Below are 19,817 nucleotides of genomic sequence, written 5' to 3' on the forward strand. Positions count from 1 at the left end.
TCTTATTCCGGCGCCTGCTTGCCCCAGCGGTCAATGGTGAAATCGACAAAGCTGCGCAACTTGGGCAACTGATAGCGATCCGGGGAGTAGATCAGATGCATGGGCCTGCTGGGCAAGTGATAGTCGGGCAATAGCGCAACCAGCCGGCCATCACGCAGGTCCTGTTCCACATAAGCATCGGGCAGCATGACAATCCCCGCTCCAACCCTGGCGGTCCGGTACAGGCCTGATGAACTGTTCATCACCATCGGGCCGCTTATCTCCACCGTGACTTCACCTTCCGGCCCGGTCAGGCGCCAGTTTTTCTCCACGCCGCTCCAGTCATCCCCGGCCGGGTAGGCGAATGCCAGGCAGTCATGCAGTTGCAGATCTTCCGGACGCTGTGGAATGCCGCGACGGGCCAGGTAATCCGGCGCAGCGCAAATGGTCAGGGTGTAGTCCTGCAAGGGGCGTGCAATCAGGCGGGAGTTTTCCGGCACGTTGCCCATGCGGATCGCCGCGTCGAAGCCGTTATCGAGCAAGTCCAGGCGCTGGTTGGTCAAGACCAGGTCCAGCTTGACCTTGGGGAACTGCAGAGAGAACTCGCACAGGGACGGAGCCAGCACTTCCGAGCCGAACGTTAGGGGCGCGGTGATGCGCAGCGTACCGGTGGGTTCGCCCTGAGCCTGCTCGGCCAGCCGTTCGGACGCGGCCACCAGCCCCAGCACTTCCAGGCAGCGTTCGTAATAGGCAGCACCGAACTCTGTCAGGCGCTGACGCCGGGTGGTGCGCTTGAGCAGGCTCACCCCGAGGCGTTGTTCCAGGGCCCGCAGATGATTGCCGACCATGGTCGTGGAGATCGAGCACTGCTGCGCTGCGCCGGTCATGCTGCCGGCTTCCACGACTTTTACGTACACCGACATTGCCTGGAGCAAATCCATTATCAAGTCCAAGTTTAAAATGATTGAAGGGTTGTACTGTTTATCCAGCTTTGGTGGCTAACGATACTGCAAAAACTGTCTGACCACCCTGGAGCTTTACGCCATGACCGCCGATTGCCTGATGACTACTTACAAGCCTCTGGACCTGAATCTTGTCCGTGGCCTTGGCACCCGTCTGTGGGATCAGGCAGGCCGCGAGTATCTGGATGCCGTGGCGGGTGTTGCGGTGACCAATGTCGGGCATTCCCATCCCTTGCTGGTCGCGGCCATCACCGAGCAGGCCGGGTTACTGTTGCATACCTCCAATCTGTACAGCATTGATTGGCAGCAACGATTGGCGCATAAGCTGACCCGGCTATCGGGTCTGGAGCGTGCGTTTTTCAACAACTCCGGTGCGGAGGCTAACGAAACGGCACTCAAGCTCGCCCGGCTGCATGGCTGGCACAAAGGTATTGACCAGCCATTGGTGGTGGTCATGGACAACGCCTTTCACGGACGTACGCTGGGCACCTTGTCTGCCAGCGACGGGCCTGCCGTGCGGCTGGGTTTCAGCAACTTGCCAGGCGACTTCATCAAGGTCGCGTTCGGGGATCTGAAGGCCTTCGACCGGGTATGTGAAAGCCATGGCCATCGCATCGCCGCAGTGCTGGTCGAACCTGTGCAGGGCGAGGGCGGCGTGCAGGTCGCCCCTGAGGGCTATCTGAAAGCCTTGCGTGAACGTTGCACGCGGCGCAACTGGTTGCTGATGCTTGATGAAATCCAGACGGGCATGGGCCGTACCGGGCAATGGTTTGCCTTTCAGCACGAAGGTATCGTGCCTGATGTCATGACCCTTGCCAAAGGCCTGGGCAACGGCATCCCCATCGGTGCCTGTCTGGCGAAAGGTGCGGCTGCCCGGCTGTTTACCCCAGGCAGCCATGGCAGTACGTTTGGCGGTAATCCGCTGGCCTGTCGCGCTGCCTGTACCGTCATCGACATCATTGAACAGCAGGATCTTGTGCAAAACGCTCGCCTGCAAGGGCAGCATCTGTTGGAGCGGTTGCGTGAAGAGCTGGGCAGTCATCCCGAGGTGGTAGCAATCCGTGGTTCGGGTTTGATGATCGGCATCGAATTGCAACAAGCCATTGCTGATCTGACCTCCGTTGCAGCCAGTCAGCAGGGCTTGTTGATCAATGTGACGAGAAGCAAGACCATTCGTCTCTTGCCGCCGTTGATCCTTGATGGCGCAGAGGTCGAGATGATTGTGCAAGGCATCGTCAGGACACTGGATAGCGTCACTCGCAGGGCTGTTCAGGGCTGTGCCTGAAGCAATGGATCGAGGGAAAGACAAATCCTGGGCTATACCGTGATGATGCAGATGCGGTAGAACAACGCTGGGAATTACGAGTCTCTACGCGTAATGCTTACCCCCATGGATTTGAAAGGAGCCCATCATGCTTATCCGGTCCCTGACCCTCGCCACCTTGCTGATCGCTGCCGGCCCGTCCTTTGCGGCTGACGGCGATGCACCGCTGGCGCAGGAGCGCGGCAAGACACGTCCGTTGATCATCATTGCTCCCAGCACGGTCGACCCCACCCTGATCAGCCTGAAAAAGGCCCTTGATGAACCCGCCAATCGCGAGGCATTCGCCCAGCGCAACATGGTCTTGTATACCGTGGTCAACACCATCGGTGAACGTAACGGCAAGACCATGGATGCCCAGTCCACCATGGCCTTGATACGCGAACTCAAGCTGGGTGCGGGTGTGCAGACCAAGGTCATTCTTGTGGGCAAGGATGGCGAGAAGAAGATCGAGAAATCCGGCGCAATCGATCCCAAGGAAATCTTCGCCACCATCGATCAGATGCCGATGCGCGAAAAAGAAGCTGCCGTGCCGCCACCCGAACCGGAAGCCAAACCGGCCCCTGCCGAAAAGGCTGCGAAACCCGGCAAGGCGACCCAAGGCAAGACGCTGGACGATTGATGAGAGAGCAGGGTGGAGCTGTGTTGCCAGCTCCCCCTTGTTTGTGCTGAAACTCAATCGCCGCGAATGTACTGCTCAAGCTGCTGGATAAGGCTGGACTGTTCCGCGATGGCTTCCTTGACGAGGTCACCGATGGACAACAGCCCCAGCAACTGCCCGTGTTCCACGACCGGCAGATGACGAAGATGATTGTCGGTCATGATGCCCATGCAGGTTTCCACGCTCTGCTGTGAATCGACCGTGATGACCTTGCTGCTCATGATGGCGCTGACCGGCGTGCCGACAGACGAGCGTCCCTTGAGAATCATCTTGCGTGCGTAGTCACGCTCGCTGACCACCCCGACAACCACACCGCCTGCAACGACCGGCAATGCCCCGATATTCTTGTCGGCCATCAGCCTGAGTGCATCGAGCACCATCTGATCGGGACCGATGGTATGCACTTGCTGGTTGTGTTCGGATTTGAGCTTCAGCAATTGGGCAACGGTTTTCATGGGGGCTCTCCGTGGGTGAGGACCTGAATGATTGTAGCCCTCTGCTGAGGGCACTACAGAATCACGGGATCGGAGAGTTCAGGCAAGTGTTTATGAAAGGGGGATGCCAAGCCCCCGATTGCATGATTTACCAGCGATAGGTCGCACTGGCCTGCACGGTGCGTTGTGCGCCGTACCAGCACCATGAATAGTAATAGCAGGACGCGACGTATTCCTTGTTGGCCAGGTTGGAGACATTCAACGCCAGGCGCAGGTTGTCCATCGGGTTGTAGAGGTTTGGAATGTCATAGTGCGCCGCGGCGTCGAACAGGGTGTAGCCCGGTACTTTCAGGCTGTTGGCTTCATCACCCCAGGTCGAGCCGATATAGCGCGCACCCGCGCCGACACCAAAGCCGTCCAGCTTGCCTTCGCGAAAGGTGTAATCGACCCAGGCCGAGGCAGTGTGGCGGGGAATGGCTGGCGGGGTTGTGCCTTCAGCCGGCAGCGCCGGGCCATTGGCCTGGCCGACGATGCCCGGCTGGACCCGCACGGTGCTGTTTGACTTGCTGATCTGGTTGTCCAGATAGGCATAAGCCGCCGTGATATCCAGGTTGTCGCTCAGGCTGGCCTTGCCTTCAAGCTCGAAGCCGCGTGACTGGACTTCGCCGGTCTGGACCTGGCAGCGGGCACCATTGCAGATATTCGTCGCGATCGGGTCCGGGGTCAGCACATTGGTGCGTCGCAAATCGAAGATGGCGGCGCTGATGAAACTGTTGCTACCCGGTGGCTGGTATTTGATGCCCAGTTCGTACTGCTTGCCCTCGGTCGGCTCGAAAGGCTTGTTGCCCAGGCCCGTACCCGATTGCGGCTCGAAGGATTCGGAATAGCTGATGTAAGGTGCCAGCCCGTTATCGAACAGATAGACCAGGCCCAGGCGTCCGGTGAAGGCTTCACTTTCCACCGAGCTTTTGGTTTTCACGCCGGTCGCGATTCGCTTAGAGCTGTTAGTGCTGTCAGCCCAGTCGTAACGGCCCCCCATCAGCAAGACCCATTTGTCCCACTTCAACTGCTCTTGCAGGTACAGGCCTTTCTGCTGACTGCGAGCGGTCGCGTCAGTGGTGTAGGTGATGGGCGCTACCGGGCGGCCATAGACCGGATCGAACAGATCCAGGGACGGGCCATTGCCATTCCCGGATTCGGTGTCGGTGCTGATGTTCTGATAATCGGCACCAAACAGTACTGTGTGCTGCACAGGGCCTGTGTCGAATTTGGCCTGCAACTGATTATCGAGGGTGTAGGAGTCCATATTTACATCGCTGCCGATGGTGTAGCGGCCCATGGTGCGGTAATCGGGCTGCAAGGCATCGGTGCCGTTGTAGATGCTCTGATAGATACCTTCGCTGCGCAGGTAGCGGGTGTTCTGGCGAAAGGTCCAGACATCGTTCAAGTGATGCTCGAACAGGTAACCGACAGCGTGATATTCACGGTCGCTTTTCTCGAAATCCTTCTCGCCGTCGTAGAAGTCCACATCGATATCGCGTCCGGTCGGGCTGTTCAGCAATGAGCCGTAAGCCGGGATCGACCCATAGGACGCGCCTTTGGGATCGCTTTGATAATTCGCCAGAAAAGTCAGCGAAGTGTCTTCATTCGGGCGCCAGGTGAACGCTGTCGCAATGGACTGGCGACGGGTTTCGGTGTGTTTGATCTGGCCGTCCGCATCGTCATACAGCCCGGACACGCGATAGGAGTAGACACCCTGATCGTCAATCGGCCCGCCAAAGTCGAAGGTCGTGCGCTTCTTGTTGAAGTTGCCGTACGTGAGCCCGATTTCGCGAAAAGGCGTCTCGGTCGGCAACTTGCTGACCATGTTCACCACGCCGCTGGGGCTGGCCTGGCCGTACAGCACGGAAGAGGGGCCGCGCAGCACTTCGACACGTTCCAGATCGAAGGCATCCTTCTGCGGTGACGCATCCCGGTTGCCCGGCATGCGCAGGCCGTCCAGATAGGTCGCCGGGGAGAAACCGCGAATACTCATCTGGTCGAGTCGCGAGGCTGTAGAACCACGGGTTTCCGGTACCACCGCCGCGCTGTAGCGCAGGATCTGATTGAGGCTCGATGCGCCCTGGGCTTTCATCTGGTCCTTGGTGACCACTGAAATCGACTGTGGCGTTTCGATCAGCGCGGTGTCGGTCTTGGTTCCGGTACGTCCACGGGTTGCGACATAACCCGACACCGGACCACTGGCGCTCTCGGCCTGGGTCGCGCCGATGATGCTGGTGGCTTGCAGCTCCATTGTTCCTTCCGTTGGTTCGGGCGCTGGCTCGATGCGATAACGATTGGCCGATAACGCCAGGGCTTGCAAGCCAGTACCGCTGAGCAACCGGCTGATGGCCTCCTGGGTACTGAATTGACCCTGTAGCCCGTTGCTGCGTTTGCCTCGGGTCAGTGCCGGGTCGAATGCCAGTACCAGTTGCGCTTGCTCCGCAAGCGTATTGAGCGCTTCACTCAACTCCCCGGCCGGGATCGAGAAAGGGCTGACAACGCTGGCCTGTTGCTCAGGCACGGATGATTCGGCGGCTTGCAGAGGCACCGCAGCGCAGGCCATGAAAATGGCAAGTGCCAAGGGATGCAGCGAACTGGCAGGGCGAGACATGAAAGATCCTTGGTGCAAATGGAGGGTTTCCTTAGCCCTGACGCACACCGGGAAAAAACAGACAGCAGATGGGAAATATTTTTATTCTGTTTTGTGAAGCGTACTGATTCAAAGCCTGAAGGAATGAATTCGCTCATGCCGGGGGCTCGAAGGGTAGAATCAGCACCTGAAACACTTTCTTGAGGTCAGCGCGTTGGATTTACAGCAGGGCTTTATCCTGAGCCGACACTGGCGTGATACGCCAGCCGGGACTGAAGTCGACTTCTGGTTAGCCACCGATCATGGCCCCAGACATATCCGCCTGCCTTGCCAGCCTTCCGTCGCTTTTGTGCCCGCCGAGCAGGGCGAGCGAGCAAGGGAATTGCTGCGCGGTGAGCGTGGTTTAGAGCTGCGTCCGCTGGCGCTCTGTGATTTTCGTCACCGCCCGGTGCTGGGTGTCTATTGCCAACAGCATCGGCAGTTGATGAACATCGAGAAACTGTTGCGCAAGGGCAATGTGGATGTCTACGAAGCCGATATCCGCCCCCCTGAACGCTATCTGATGGAGCGTTTCATTACCGCACCGGTGCTGTTCGGCGGTACGCCCGATGCGCAGGGTGTGCTGTGCAATGCCCAGATCAAGCCTGACCCCGATTATCGGCCACAACTGAAACTGGTTTCGCTGGATATCGAAACCACCTCCCGTGGCGAGTTGTATTCGATTGCCCTGGAAGGCTGCGGGCAGCGTCAGGTCTACATGCTGGGACCTGCCAACGGCGGCAATGAAACACTGGATTTCCAGCTCGAATATTGCGACACCCGTGCGCAGTTGCTGGAAAGACTGAACCAGTGGCTGGCCCTGCATGACCCGGATGCAATCATCGGCTGGAATGTGGTGCAGTTCGACCTGCGGGTTCTGCATGAGCATGCCAAGCGCTTGCAGGTCCCTTTGATATTGGGGCGCGATAACCAGCCCATGGGCTGGCGCGAGCATGGCAACCGTGACAACCATTACTTTGCCGATATCAGCGGGCGTCTGGTTATCGACGGTATCGAAGCCTTGCGTTCGGCAACGTGGAGTTTCCCTTCGTTCAGCCTTGAAAACGTGTCGCAGACTCTGCTGGGCGAAGGCAAGGCCATTGATACGCCCTATCAGCGCATGGACGAAATCAACCGCATGTTCGCCGAGGACAAGCCGGCGCTGGCCCGCTACAACATCAAGGACTGCGAACTGGTCACGCGGATCTTTGCCAAAACCGAATTACTGACTTTCCTGCTGGAGCGTGCAACGGTCACGGGGCTGCCTGCCGATCGCAGCGGAGGTTCGGTTGCCGCTTTCTGTCATCTGTATATTCCGCTGATGCATCGTCAGGGCTTTGTCGCGCCCAATCTCGGCGAGCGCCTGCCGGAAGCCAGCCCCGGCGGCTTTGTCATGGACTCCCAGCCCGGCCTGTATGAGTCCGTGCTGGTGCTGGACTACAAGAGTCTGTACCCGTCGATTATCCGCTCATTCCTGATCGATCCTGTTGGTTTGATCGAAGGCATGCGCCAGCCGGATGACGAATATTCCGTGCCGGGCTTTCGTGGCGCACGCTTTTCCCGCACCCGGCATAGCCTGCCTTCCATCGTCGAGCGGGTCTGGCGTGGCCGGGAAACCGCCAAGCGTGAACACAATGCGCCGCTGTCCCAGGCGTTGAAGATCATCATGAATGCCTTCTATGGCGTGCTGGGGTCGAGTGGTTGCCGCTTTTTCGACCCGCGCCTGGCGTCGTCGATCACCATGCGTGGCCACGAAATCATGCTCAAGACCCGTGAACTGATCCAGGCTCAGGGCTACACGGTGATCTACGGCGACACCGATTCGACCTTTGTCTGGCTAGGACGCGCCCATGGGCAGGAAGAGGCGACGGATATCGGTCGCTCGCTGGTCCAGCACGTCAACCAGTGGTGGCGCGAGCATCTGCACAACGAGTACGGATTGCACAGTGCACTTGAGCTGCAGTTTGAAACGCATTTCCGCCGCTTTCTGATGCCGACCATCCGGGGCGCAGAGGAGGGCAGCAAGAAGCGTTACGCCGGCCTGGTAACCCGCGCCGACGGCAGCGAGGAAATGGTCTACAAGGGGCTGGAAACCGTACGTACCGACTGGTCACCGCTGGCGCAGCAATTCCAGCAGGAACTGTACCTGCGGATCTTCAAGCGCCAGCCTTATCAGGATTATGTGCGCGAGTATGTGCGGCGTACCCTGGCAGGCGAACTCGATGACTTGCTGATCTATCGCAAGCGGCTGCGGCGCAAGCTGGACGACTACCAGCGCAACGTACCGCCCCATGTGCGCGCGGCGCGCCTTGCCGATGAGTACAACGACAGCCAGGGGCGACCGCGTCAGTACCAGAGCGGAGGCTGGATCAGTTATGTGATAACCATTGCCGGGCCTGAGCCTCTGGAGATTCGCACCGCGCCCATCGACTACGACCACTACATCACCAGACAGCTACAACCCTTGGCTGATGCCATCCTGCCGTTTGTGCTGTCGCACACCATTGACTTGCAGAGCCTGGATCAGCTCAGCTTTGACTTCTGATCACGGCTGGCTCATTCCGGGATTTCAATGCGGATTGCACGGGTTCCGATTTCTGAACCGTTCACCGTATCAATTGCAATGGGCTTGATATCGATGCCCGTCTCGGCATCCAGAAAGCGCGTCAGATTGCCTTCGCCGCGATGCTTCTTGCCCCAGGCTCCGATCATGAACAGCACCGGCAAGTAGTCACGCCCAGCCTCGGTCAAGACATATTCTTCCCGTGGCGGACGTTCCGAATACAGGCGTTTCTCCAGCAGTTTCTCGTCCGTCAGGGTCGCAAGACGTTATGTCGTTGTTGCGCACGGCCCGCTGATCACAACTAAAGCAAACGCTCCACCAGCATCGGCAACACCTGTTCGCACGAAGCCTCGATCTTCATGTCCAGCAAATCGTCTGCACGGGTCTTGCCCTGATTGATGGCTATGACGGGCTTGCCTTTCTCGACCATCGCCTTGCACAAGCGAAAGGCCGACCAGGCCATCAATGAAGTGCCGACCACCAGCAGCCCTTCTGCCTGTTCGACACTTTGGGTGGCTTTGGCGGCGGTGTCGGTTGCAACGTTTTCACCAAAGAACACCACGTCCGGTTTCAGTCGCTGGCCATCGCAATGTGGGCAATGGGGTACTTGAAAGTCTGTCTCGAAAGACGAGTCCAGCAGGGTGTCGCCATCAGGCGCCTGTATGGCGTCGACCCCCGAGAGATAAGGGTTCTGCGCAACCATGATGTCCTGGATTGCAGCCCGGTCGCTGCGCTGATGGCAGTCCAGGCAGTACACGCGATGCAGGCTGCCATGCAGCTCGATCACGTCATGGCTGCCCGCCTGATCATGGAGCGCGTCGACATTCTGGGTGATAAGCCCGCTGATATGCCCACCCGCCTGCAAACTGGCCAATGCCCGGTGCGCGGTATTGGGTTCGGCCTGGCGGATACGCGGCCAGCCGAGCATCGCTCGCGCCCAGTAACGCTGGCGTGCGCTGGGTGCCTTGAGGAATTCCTGATACATCATCGGCTGCTTGCCACGCCGCACACCGTCCTTGTCGCGATAGTCGGGAATGCCCGACGCGGTGCTGATGCCCGCGCCGGTCAGGACAAGGAGCGGTTTGTCGGTCAGGGCCTGAAGCAGATCGTGGATTTGGTTGTCCAGCATCGTCGCACCTCTAACGGAGGGTCCAGGTCGAGACATTAACACCGATCGCGTGGGGGCGAAGTCATTCGCGAGGTGCCGGTACATCCCAAGAAAATGTATCGTCTGGAATACCGTCTCGCGAATGGATTCGCCTACCGGCCAATCCTTTTACCGGGTCTTGTTCCAATATCACTGGCCTGGCCATCCTTTTGTTTGCCGGTTCTGGCCTGGGTGATGAGGGCGGGGATCAGGGGGCCTTCGGGCAGGGTTTTCCAGAAGCGGGAAGGCATATGGCCTTGCATGACTTTGGGGTTCAGGCGTGCAGGGTTGAAGATATGGCTGTAATAGGTCAGCCACAGGTTGCCATGGGGATCTTCTGCCTGACGGGCCATTTTTTGCCACACTTCGGGGCAGCGCCGTTCGTGGATCAGTTGCGTGCCATCGTAATAAACCCCGTCCTGTGGGGTGGCGATCATCCAGCGATGCTGGCCCATGCGCCCGATGAAGTGCTGGCTGGCGCTTTGCAGAATGTCGTGGGCCGGTTCATGCCACGCGACGTATTCAGGTTGCAGCAGTTCAGGTGTTTCACTTGGGGCGGGAAGCGCCACAAAACGCAGGAAGGCATGCAGGTGATGGGCTTCGCGGCCGATGGTCTTGAGGCGTCGATGCAACTCACTGCCCAGTCTGTCGCCTGCCAGCATGGCGGTGCGGTCGCCATGGCTGACCCGCCAGAGTACTTCATACAACAGACTCCAGCGTTGATCGCCTCGATAGCAGGCGGCGCTTTGCAGCAGTTTCAGCAACTCCAGCGGCACTCGCGCCTGAAAAGGCCCGTGTTCCTGCGGTACATCTTCGTCGCTGGAGAACAGGTCGGCATCGTCGACAGCCTTCCAGCTCACCCGGCTGGGATCTATTTCATGGCTCAACAGCCAGCGGGCCTGCTGACGCCAGGTGTCGAACAGGTCATCGCAATCCAGGCAGATCATCCCCAGAGCCCCAGTTGTTGAGGTTGTGGCCTGTCACGCAATTGATAATGCAATTGCTCGCTGCTGCTCTCGGCCTGGGACGGATGGTAATCGCTGGTGATGATGAACGGCTTGGCCTTGGCCAGTACGCAACGCAGGCGAGTCAGGTCTTCGTAGCGAATGCGCCGTTGCCTGCGCAGTTCGACCAGCCGCTGGGTGGTACGAATGCCGATGCCGGGGATGCGGGCGATCAAGGCCGGTTCGGCATTGTTCAGGTCCAGCGGGAAAACCGACCGGTTATTCAAGGCCCAGGCCAGCTTGGGGTCGATGTCCAGAGCCAGATCGCCCGGTCCGCTCAGCAGTTCGTTGGCCGTAAAGCCATAGCCGCGCAACAGGAAGTCCGCCTGATACAGGCGATGCTCGCGCAGCAGGGGCGGTGCGGCCAGGGGTACGCTGTTCGGGCTGTTGGGGATCGGGCTGAACGCCGAGTAATAGACCCGGCGCAACTTGAAGTTGCTGTAGAGCGACTGGGCGCTGTGCAGGATGGTGCTGTCATCGGTGGCGTCGGCACCCACGATCATCTGTGTACTTTGCCCGGCGGGCGCAAAACGCGGGGCGCGGGGTTCGTTGAGTACGGTCTGCTCGCCGGTATGGATGGTCTTCATGGCCTGATTGATGGACTTCACGTCCTTTTCCGGCGCCAGGGTTTGCAGGCTGGCATCGGTGGGCAGCTCGATATTCACGCTCAGGCGATCGGCATAGCGACCGGCCTGTTCAATCAGCGCCGGGTCGGCATCCGGGATGGTCTTGAGATGGATGTAGCCGCGAAACTCGTGTTTTTCCCGCAGCAGGCGGGCGACCTGTATCAGTTGCTCCATGGTGTAGTCGGCGGAGCGGATGATGCCGGAACTCAGGAACAACCCGCTGACGCAGTTGCGTCGATAGAAATCCAGGGTCAGGGTAACGACTTCTTCCGGGTTGAAGCGGGCGCGAGGCACATCGCTTGAGCGACGGTTGACGCAGTACTGGCAGTCATACAGGCAGAAGTTGGTCAGCAGGATTTTCAATAGCGAGACACAGCGGCCATCCGGCGTGAAGCTGTGACAAATGCCCATGCCGGTGGTCGAGCCCAGCCCGGTCTTGCCTTGTGAGCTGCGCTTGGGCGCGCCACTGCTGGCGCACGACGCATCGTATTTGGCAGCGTCTGCCAGAATGCTGAGCTTGTCGATGAGCTGCATGAAAAATACCAATACTGTTTTTATATACAGTATCCGGTTGGGCGCCTTACTACAAGCTCGGATTTTGCCTACAACCCTTGACTGGCCCGTATCAATTCATAGGCCTTGCGAGCCAGAGGATTCACGGTATTGGGCCTGATCCACAGGTGATAGGTCACGTCGGGCAGGCGCGGCAGGCCATCGTTTTCACCCAGTACGCGCATGTCCGGCCCGAGCATTTCCATGCTGCGCGGCGTCACGCCAAGGCCTGCGCGAGTGGCGGCCTTGATGCCGATCAGATTGGACGCCAGGTACGCCTGTCGCCATGGAATATTGGCCGCTTCCAGGGCTTGCAGGGCATAGCGTCGGTAGATACTCGGTTCATCCACCAGAATCAGCGGCAGCGGTTCGTCCGGTACATGGATGTATTGCGCGGAACAGATCCACCACACAGGCGAAGTACGCAAGGCAAAACCTTCCAGGGTCGGATCTTCGCGGGTGGAAATCACCATGTCCACCTTGCCGCGATGCAGGTCTTCCATCAGGAACGGGCTGCGGCCCACATCGATTTCCAGGCGCAGACGCGGAGCCGAGCGGGCGATATGGCTCAGCAAGGGCGGCAGGATGGTGTCGGCGATGTCATGGGGCGAGCCGATGCGCAGCACGCCGCTCAGGCTGCTCTCGCGCAACGAGTTCAGGGCATCGTCATTGAGCGACAGCATCTGCCGTGCGTGGCGCAGCAGTTGCCGGCCTGGCTCGGTCAGTTGCTTCTGGCGACCTTGTTTCTGGAACAGGCTGACACCCACTTGTTGTTCCAGACGCTGCATGTGCTGAGTGACCGAAGACTGGGTGCGCGACAGCTGCAGGCCGGCTTCGGCAAAGCTGTGATGATCGACCACCGCGACAAAGGTGCGCAGCAGTTCCAGATCGAGCGTCGAGGTCGGGCTTGATGGGGCAGTCATGGTGATTTGTGCTGAATTCATATCAGGGGTTCAGGCAAATACATTACGTAATTTTATGTTTGGTGTGGTGTTTTTTCTGCGATTTTTAGTTTTGTCCAATGAATGCTGGATTTTTGTTGGCGGTTGAGCAGGCTCTGCATGGAAAGTTATAACCATATTTGATATTTGAATTTCCGTTAACAGGCAACGATCCGTAATGTCCCGGCATCAGTTCGGGGAACTCCGATCATTTGCCTGGGGAATTTACATGCCGACTCGCTCATCCGTTTCATGTTTCTTCCCGGCCATGCTGGGGCTGTTTGCCGGTCTTGCGGTCAGTGGTTCGGCACTGGCCGATGCCACCCTGGACAAGATCCAGGAGCGTCATCGCCTGGTGGTGGGCGTGTTGTTGTCCGGCGGGCCTTTTGGCTCCATCGATCCGGCGACCCAGAAGCCTAAAGGCGCGAACGTGGATCTGGCTGAAGACCTGGGACGCCGTCTGGGCGTCGAGGTGGAGCTGGTGTCGGTATTGACGGCCAATCGCGTGCAATTCCTGCAACAAGGCAAGGTCGATCTGTTGATCGCCAATATGGAGTGGACCCCGGAGCGCGGGCAGATTCTCGGTTCGGTACCGACACCTTTTTACAAGGTCGGTGGCACAGCCGTTGTGCTCAAGGACAGCAAGATCACCCGTTGGGAGGATCTCAAGGGCCAACCTGTCTGCACGTCTCAGGGCAGCAGCTACATCAAACCGTTGACCGGGTTCGGTGCCGAACTCAAGGCGTTCAAAAGCTCCGCCGAATCCTTGCTGGCGCTGCGCGGCAATAATTGTGTCGCGGCTGTGCATGACGCCACGCTGATCAATCCGCTACTGGCCAGCAACGAGGAGTGGAAGGGCTATCGCGCCATTATCCCGGAACTGAACCCGGCACCTTCGGTGATCTGGACTCGCCTGGGCGAAACCGACACTCAGGCGCGTCTGGACAGCATCGTCAAGGACTGGCATCGCACCGGCTGGCTGATCGAAGTCGAAAAACGCCACAACATCACGCCAGCCTCCCCGGCACTGGTGGAGCTGCATGAGCAGTTCAAGGCCAAGGGTGCCTGATCGTTCTCCCATTTCCCTGCCGACGCGCCTAGCGTCGGCCATTCAAGGAAGGCTCCCATGAGCAGATTTTTTACAGCCAAGACGCTGACCGCGCTGGGGCTGGTCCTTTGCGCCGGGCTGGCCAGTGCCGACGCGACCCTGGACAAGATTCAGGAGCGCCACAAGATCAGCATCGGTGTGATCCTCAGCGGTCCTCCGTTCGGCACCATTGATCCCAAGACCGGCGAGCATCTGGGCTACAACGTCGAGCTGTCGAAGGAAATCGCCAAGCGTCTGAACGTGGAGCTGGAAACCGTTTCGGTGCTGGCCCCCAACCGCGTGCAGTTCTTGCAGCAAGGCAAGGTCGATCTGTTGATCGCCAACATGCAACTGACTGAAGAGCGTGCGCAGATTCTCGATTACGTGCCCACGCCTTACGAGGAAGTCGGCGGGGCGGCGCTGATCCGCAAGGGCGCGGGGATCAGCAAATGGGAAGACCTCAAGGACAAGCCGGTGTGCGTGTCCCAGGGCAGCAATTTCATCAAGCCGTTGCAGGAAGTCTATGGCGCGCAAATCAAGGCATTTCGCAGCCAGTCCGAATCGCTGCTGTCGTTGCGTGGCAATGGTTGTGTGGCCGCGGTGCATGTCAGCCCGACCATGCATACCTTGTTGGCCGATGCGGAATGGTCCGGCTTCGAGATTCCCTTGGCCACGGACCTGATTCCCTCCAAATCGGTGATCTGGCTGCGCAAGGGCGAGAAAGACATTCAGGCCCGTCTGGACGCCATTGTTCGTGACTGGCATCGCAGCGGCTGGTTGATCGAACTGGGTCATCGCACCGGTATGGCGCCGTCCCAGGCCTTGCATGATCTGCATGAGCAATACCGCAATGCAGCGCCGCTGGCTGCCACGCCATGAGTGATGGACTGTTCCAGGCATTGCAGCAACTGTTGGGCGCCAGTCATGTGCAGACTGGCGAACAGGCCCGTGAGCGCTTGACTGACAAGCAGGGGCGCTATGTCGGGCAAGTGGTCGCGGCGGTGCGTCCTGCGGACACCGAACAGGTCGCCGCCGTGGTGCGTTTGTGTGTCGCCCATGCTGCACCCGTGGTGGTGCAGGGCGGCAACACGGGCCTGATGGGCGCTGCAACGCCGGATGCCAGCGGCAAGGCCGTGTTGTTGCTGCTGGAGCGCATGAACCGTGTGCGTGAGATCGACACCGATAACGACACCCTGACGGTCGAAGCCGGCTGCATCCTGCAACATCTGCAGGACATCGCTCGCAAGGCTGACCGCCTGTTCCCGCTCAGCCTGGGCGCGCAAGGCAGTTGCACCATTGGTGGCAACCTGGGCACCAATGCCGGTGGCAACGCCGTATTGCGTTATGGTAATGCCCGCGAACTGACGCTGGGGCTTGAAGTGGTCACGGCCCAGGGTGAAATCTGGGAAGGGCTGCGCGGTCTGCGCAAGGACAATACCGGCTATGACCTGCGGGACCTGTTCATCGGCAGCGAAGGTACGCTGGGCATTATCACCGCAGCGACCTTGAAACTGTTCCCACTGCCCAAGGCGCAACTCACGGCATTTCTGGCGTTTGAGTCGCTGGCCCAGGCGGTGCGTTTCCTGTCCCACGCCCGTGCCGGGTTTGGAGCAAGCCTGACCGCTTTCGAGCTGCTTTCGGCTGACTGCCTGACCTTGCTGCGTGAACAGTTTCCACAAGGGCCGCAACCCTTCAGCCATGCTGCGTACCCTTGGTTCGCCTTGCTGGAACTGTCCGATAACCACAGCGAAAGCCATGCGCGGCAGAGTTTTGAAGCCGTGTTAGGCGATGCATTTGAAGTCGATCTGCTCAGCGATGCCCTGATTGCCGAAAGCCTGGCCCAGAGCCAGGCGCTGTGGCAGTTGCGCGAGAACATGAGCGATGCCCAGCGGCGTGCCGGGCGCAATATGAAGCACGATATCTCGGTGCCGATTTCCCGTGTCGTTGAGTTCGTGACCCGGACCGATGCCTTGTTGCAAGAGCACTTTCCCGGTGTACGCAACTTCACGTTTGGTCACCTGGGTGATGGCAACCTGCATTACAACGTCGCGCATCCGCTGGGCTCCACGGTCGAGGCGCACATGGCTCGTTACGCCGAACTGAGCGAGCGGGTGCACGACAGCGCCCATGCCCATGGCGGCTCGATCAGCGCCGAACACGGCATCGGCCAGCGCAAGCTGGACATGCTGTCCCGTTACAAAAGCCCTGTGGAACTGGATCTGATGCGCCGCATCAAGCAGGCACTGGACCCGAACAACCTGCTCAATCCGGGCAAGGTACTGGAGGCCCGAGCATGAGCATCGGCTTGTCAAAACGCGTACAGCGCGTCTCGCTTTCGGCCAACGCCGCCGCCAAATCCCGGGCTACCGCCTTGCGCGATGCCGGGGTGGATATTCTCGACCTGACCACCGGCGAGCCGGATTTCGACACCCCTGAACACATCAAGCAGGCAGCCTTCAAGGCCATTGCCGCGGGTGCCACCAAATACACACCGACCCCCGGTGTGCGGGCCTTGCGCGAAGCGGTGCAAGGCAAGTTGCAGCGCGAAAACGCTCTGGATTATCCATTGGCTTCCATCGTGATAGCCAACGGTGCCAAGCAGATCATCTTCAATGCATTCGCCGCGACCCTGAATGACGGCGACGAAGTGCTGGTGCCAGTGCCGTACTGGCCGTCATTCCCGGACAGTGTGCGTTTCAATGGCGGTGAGCCGGTGTTTATCGAGTGCGGCCTGGAGCAAGGCTGCAAGCTGACCCCGACGCAACTGGAACGCCATATCGGTGAGCGAACGCGCTGGCTGATCCTCAACGGGCCGGGCAACCCCAGTGGCGCGGTGTATAGCGAGGCGGAGCTGTTGGCGCTGGCTGACGTGCTGCGTCGTCATCCGCACGTGCTGGTGTTGCTGGACGAGTTGTACGAGCACATTCGTTTCGACGGGCAACCTGCCCAGAGCTTGCTCAATGTCGCGCCGGACTTGCAGCCGCGCTGCCTGCTGGTGGGCGGCGTGTCCAAGACTTACGCCATGACCGGCTGGCGGGTCGGCTTCGGGGCCGGACCGCATGAACTCACCACGGCCATGACCGTGGTGCAATCGCAGTCGACCTCCGGCGCTTCATCGGTGGGGCAGGCTGCGGCATTGGCAGCGTTTGAGGGCGGGCTGGAGTTTCTGCCGCAACACGTGGCGGCCTACCACCTGCGCCGGGACTTGCTGGTTGAAACCCTGAGTGCCGTCGATGGCCTTGAAGTGCTGGTGCCCCAGGGCGGCTTCTTTGTTTTCGTGCGGTGCGCCGGGTTGCTGGGTCGCTATCGCCCGGACGGCCTGCAACTGGAAAACGATGCCGATGTGGTCGCCTGGCTGCTGGAGTCCGGCGTGGCCGGTGTCGCAGGCAGTGCTTATGGTTTGTCGCCGTGGTTTCGCCTGTCGATTGCCACGGCCACCGAAACCGTGATCGAAGCCGGGCAGCGTATTGCCAGTGCCTGTGCGCAGTTGAGTGTGGGGGAGGCGCCATGAGTCACTTGCTGGAGTCGTTCGTACAGTGGACGGCCGGATTTGGCCTGAACTACGCCTTTCTGCTGGATGCCTATCAGCGCGGCACGATGGTCGACGGGGCGTTGACCACCTTGCTGCTGTGCCTGCTCACCATCGTTGGCAGCCTGCTGGTGGGTGTCGCCCTGGCGGCCATGCTCACTTCGGGCAAGCCATGGCTGCGTTCGCCAGCCAGAGTATTCATTGAAGTCACCCGCAATACGCCGACGCTGGTGCAACTGTATTGCGCCTTTCTGGTGTTGAACATGCTGTTGACCCAGGCCGTCGGTGCAGCCAATCCGCTGACACCTTTCGCCTGGGTGGTGATCGTGATTTCTCTGCACAAGGGGGCTTTCCATGCTGAAGCCTTGCGGGCCGGTATCGAAGCGGTTCCTTCCGTGACCCTGGAAGCCGCCAGCTCTCTGGCTTTCAACAGTCGCCAGTTGCTGTGGAACGTGCAGTTGCCACTGGCTGTGCGTTTTGCCTTGCCATCGCTGATCAATAACCTGATCGATCTGGTGAAGATGACTGCCGTGGCTTCGGCCATCGCGGTGGGGGACATCACCTATGCGGCGATCATGATTTGGACCCAGAGCGATAACGTGCTGGAACTGATGATCCTGATCCTGAGCTTTTTCGGCTTGCTCAGCTTTATCGTCAACTGTGCAGGGCGCGCCCTGGAATCACGCCTGAGGATGCCCGGCTATGGCCATTGATTCATCGGTTGCCACGCCTGTCGCGTGGCCGCGTCGCCATTTACTGGCGCTGACACTGGTTGTTCTGACGGTTGCCTGGCTGATTTTCGGTGCGCCGAACAGCCCGGTGTTCCTGGCATTGATGCAGTGGTCGCCTGCTTTGGCGGTGGGTTTTGGCCAGAACATCCTGATCAGTCTGGTTGCCATCGGTCTGGGGACGGTGTTCGGACTGCTGGTCGGCGCTCTGGGAATGTCGCCTTTCAGGCTGCTGCGCCTGCCTGCGCGAATCTGGATACAGATCTTTCGCAATGCGCCCTGGCTGGTGCTGATCTATTTCACCACTTATGTGTTCCCGTTCGAGATCAAGATCGGCAGCACCTATATCTCGTTTCCCGACTGGGTGAAGGTCACCATCGGCCTGGCTTTGCCGGCCAGTGCCAATGTCGCGGAAATCTTCAGGGGAGCCGTGGCGTCGATCCCCAGCACCCAATGGGAAGCCGCACGTTCGCTGGCGTTCACCCGTGGGCAGATATTCACCTCGATCATCCTGCCGCAGTGCTTCAAACGCATGCTGCCGCCGTGGATGAACCTCTACGCGGTTATCACCATGGGCACGGCACTGGCTTCGCTGGTGGGTGTGCATGACGTGATCGACACCGCGCAGATTGCCAGCAACACCGTCAATCAGACCGGTTTCACCGTGATCATTTATTGCAGCCTGCTGGTGCTGTTCTTTGCCTATTGCTACCCGATTTCCCGTCTGACCCAACGCCTGGAGCGACGTTATGCCTTCTATTGATTCTGGCGCCGAGCCTCTGGTCAGTCTGCGCGACCTGCACCTGTCATTTGGCAGCAACCTGGTGCTCAAGGGCATCGATCTGGATGTGCAGCGCGGTCAGGCAGTGTCGATCATCGGCCCGTCCGGTTCGGGCAAGTCAACCATCCTGCGCTGCATCACCGGGCTGTTGCAGACCCAGCGCGGCACCATCCGCGTGGGCAATACCGACGTTCATGCCCTGACCCGCGAAGCGGAGCGTATCGAACTGCGCAAACGCGTGGGTTTTGTGTTCCAGCAGTACAACCTGTTTCCGCATCTGTCGGTGCTGGAAAACCTGGTAATCGCCCCGCGCAAGGTGCTGGGGATCGAGCGCGCCGAAGCTGAGAAACAGGCGCGTGCCTTGCTCGCCAAGGTGCGTATGGAACACAAGGCCGATGCTTATCCTGGGCAATTGTCCGGTGGCCAGCAGCAGCGAGTTGCGATTGCCCGGGCCTTGACCATGCGCCCGGAACTGATCCTGTTCGACGAAGTGACCTCGGCCCTGGACCCGGAAACTGTCGGTGAAGTGCTGACCGTAATCCGCGAGCTGACCGAAGAAGGCATGACCTGTGTGCTGGTGACCCACGAAATGCGTTTCGCCGAAGAAATCAGCGACGTGGTGTATTTCACCGAGAACGGCCTGATCGTCGAGCACGGCAGCGCCGAGCAGATATTCCAGCGTCCGACCAGTGAGCGAACCCGCGAGTTTCTGCGCCACGCTCTGGGTGATTCCGGACGTCGTCCGCCGGTGTCCTCCGACCCGTTTGCACTGAGCAATATCAGCCGTTACAGCCTGTCCGTATAACTAAAATCGAACCCCACCGGGAGCTA

The 19,817-nt window shown here is 59.5% G+C and carries 18 protein-coding genes; 10 read left to right on the forward strand and 8 right to left on the reverse strand.

Translation table 11 applies throughout. The features are described from left to right. Positions 1 to 2: 2 nt before the first annotated feature. Positions 3 to 920 carry a LysR family transcriptional regulator gene (locus CKW23_RS17005; RefSeq protein ID WP_025260031.1) on the reverse strand — a complete coding sequence of 306 codons (918 nt, stop codon included), beginning with the start codon at positions 918 to 920 and terminating at the stop codon, positions 3 to 5. A gap of 103 nt (positions 921 to 1,023) precedes the next feature. On the opposite strand from CKW23_RS17005, the gene CKW23_RS17010 reads away from it, so the two are divergent. Next, entirely contained in the window at positions 1,024 to 2,226 is a 1,203-nt protein-coding gene (locus CKW23_RS17010; RefSeq protein WP_025260032.1) for an aspartate aminotransferase family protein, read from the forward strand. Positions 2,227 to 2,353: 127 nt separating this feature from the next. Next, entirely contained in the window at positions 2,354 to 2,884 is a 531-nt protein-coding gene (locus CKW23_RS17015; protein WP_025260033.1) for a DUF4174 domain-containing protein, read from the forward strand. A gap of 53 nt (positions 2,885 to 2,937) precedes the next feature. On the opposite strand, the gene CKW23_RS17020 is transcribed toward CKW23_RS17015, so the two are convergent. Both CKW23_RS17020 and CKW23_RS17025 read right to left on the reverse strand, forming a co-directional pair. Next, a complete protein-coding gene (locus CKW23_RS17020; RefSeq protein ID WP_025260034.1) occupies positions 2,938 to 3,378 on the reverse strand; it encodes a CBS domain-containing protein in 441 nt (146 codons plus the stop codon). A 127-nt stretch (positions 3,379 to 3,505) separates the two neighbouring features. Next, the gene (locus tag CKW23_RS17025; protein ID WP_025260035.1) at positions 3,506 to 6,010 is read right to left on the reverse strand and encodes a TonB-dependent siderophore receptor; all 2,505 of its coding nucleotides are present in this window, start codon (positions 6,008 to 6,010) and stop codon (positions 3,506 to 3,508) included. A 193-nt stretch (positions 6,011 to 6,203) separates the two neighbouring features. Between CKW23_RS17025 and CKW23_RS17030 the strand changes: the two genes are divergently transcribed. After that, positions 6,204 to 8,573 (forward strand): DNA polymerase II, encoded by a 2,370-nt coding sequence (locus tag CKW23_RS17030; RefSeq protein ID WP_025260036.1) that lies wholly within the window; start codon positions 6,204 to 6,206, stop codon positions 8,571 to 8,573. 11 nt (positions 8,574 to 8,584) lie between these two features. On the opposite strand, the gene CKW23_RS17035 is transcribed toward CKW23_RS17030, so the two are convergent. The 5 genes from CKW23_RS17035 to CKW23_RS17055 form a co-directional block, all read right to left on the reverse strand. Further along, a complete protein-coding gene (locus CKW23_RS17035) occupies positions 8,585 to 8,845 on the reverse strand; it encodes a helix-turn-helix domain-containing protein (protein ID WP_081741932.1) in 261 nt (86 codons plus the stop codon). Between the two features lie 47 nt (positions 8,846 to 8,892). Continuing rightward, positions 8,893 to 9,720, reverse strand: coding sequence for an NAD-dependent protein deacetylase (locus CKW23_RS17040; RefSeq protein WP_025260037.1), 828 nt, complete (start codon positions 9,718 to 9,720; stop codon positions 8,893 to 8,895). Between the two features lie 131 nt (positions 9,721 to 9,851). Beyond that, positions 9,852 to 10,685, reverse strand: a complete 834-nt coding sequence (locus CKW23_RS17045; RefSeq protein ID WP_025260038.1) for a TIGR03915 family putative DNA repair protein — start codon at positions 10,683 to 10,685, stop codon at positions 9,852 to 9,854. Then, positions 10,682 to 11,902, reverse strand: a complete 1,221-nt coding sequence (locus CKW23_RS17050) for a putative DNA modification/repair radical SAM protein (RefSeq protein WP_095068030.1) — start codon at positions 11,900 to 11,902, stop codon at positions 10,682 to 10,684. The genes CKW23_RS17045 and CKW23_RS17050 overlap by 4 nt, the downstream gene beginning before the upstream one ends. A gap of 68 nt (positions 11,903 to 11,970) precedes the next feature. After that, positions 11,971 to 12,843: a LysR substrate-binding domain-containing protein gene (locus tag CKW23_RS17055; protein ID WP_038400372.1), complete on the reverse strand. Its 873-nt coding sequence runs from the start codon at positions 12,841 to 12,843 to the stop codon at positions 11,971 to 11,973. Between the two features lie 247 nt (positions 12,844 to 13,090). Between CKW23_RS17055 and CKW23_RS17060 the strand changes: the two genes are divergently transcribed. The 7 genes from CKW23_RS17060 to CKW23_RS17090 are packed head-to-tail and all read left to right on the forward strand — an operon-like array spanning position 13,091 to position 19,791. Next, positions 13,091 to 13,930, forward strand: a complete 840-nt coding sequence (locus tag CKW23_RS17060; RefSeq protein ID WP_095068031.1) for a transporter substrate-binding domain-containing protein — start codon at positions 13,091 to 13,093, stop codon at positions 13,928 to 13,930. 57 nt (positions 13,931 to 13,987) lie between these two features. Continuing rightward, the gene (locus tag CKW23_RS17065; RefSeq protein WP_025260042.1) at positions 13,988 to 14,827 is read left to right on the forward strand and encodes a transporter substrate-binding domain-containing protein; all 840 of its coding nucleotides are present in this window, start codon (positions 13,988 to 13,990) and stop codon (positions 14,825 to 14,827) included. Continuing rightward, on the forward strand, positions 14,824 to 16,245 hold the full coding sequence (locus tag CKW23_RS17070; protein WP_095068032.1) for an FAD-binding oxidoreductase: 1,422 nt from the start codon (positions 14,824 to 14,826) through the stop codon (positions 16,243 to 16,245). The genes CKW23_RS17065 and CKW23_RS17070 overlap by 4 nt, the downstream gene beginning before the upstream one ends. Continuing rightward, positions 16,242 to 17,459: an aminotransferase class I/II-fold pyridoxal phosphate-dependent enzyme gene (locus tag CKW23_RS17075; RefSeq protein ID WP_095068033.1), complete on the forward strand. Its 1,218-nt coding sequence runs from the start codon at positions 16,242 to 16,244 to the stop codon at positions 17,457 to 17,459. The genes CKW23_RS17070 and CKW23_RS17075 overlap by 4 nt, the downstream gene beginning before the upstream one ends. Next, positions 17,456 to 18,190, forward strand: coding sequence for an amino acid ABC transporter permease (locus tag CKW23_RS17080; protein WP_025260045.1), 735 nt, complete (start codon positions 17,456 to 17,458; stop codon positions 18,188 to 18,190). The genes CKW23_RS17075 and CKW23_RS17080 overlap by 4 nt, the downstream gene beginning before the upstream one ends. Continuing rightward, complete coding sequence (locus tag CKW23_RS17085; protein WP_095068034.1) at positions 18,180 to 18,968, forward strand: amino acid ABC transporter permease; 789 nt, start codon at positions 18,180 to 18,182, stop codon at positions 18,966 to 18,968. Before CKW23_RS17080 ends, CKW23_RS17085 begins: the two co-directional genes overlap by 11 nt. Beyond that, positions 18,955 to 19,791 carry an amino acid ABC transporter ATP-binding protein gene (locus CKW23_RS17090; protein ID WP_025260047.1) on the forward strand — a complete coding sequence of 279 codons (837 nt, stop codon included), beginning with the start codon at positions 18,955 to 18,957 and terminating at the stop codon, positions 19,789 to 19,791. Before CKW23_RS17085 ends, CKW23_RS17090 begins: the two co-directional genes overlap by 14 nt. The last annotated feature ends 26 nt before the right edge of the window (positions 19,792 to 19,817 follow it).

Source organism: Pseudomonas sp. Irchel 3A18 (genome assembly GCF_900187465.1).
Taxonomy (GTDB): domain Bacteria; phylum Pseudomonadota; class Gammaproteobacteria; order Pseudomonadales; family Pseudomonadaceae; genus Aquipseudomonas; species Aquipseudomonas cichorii.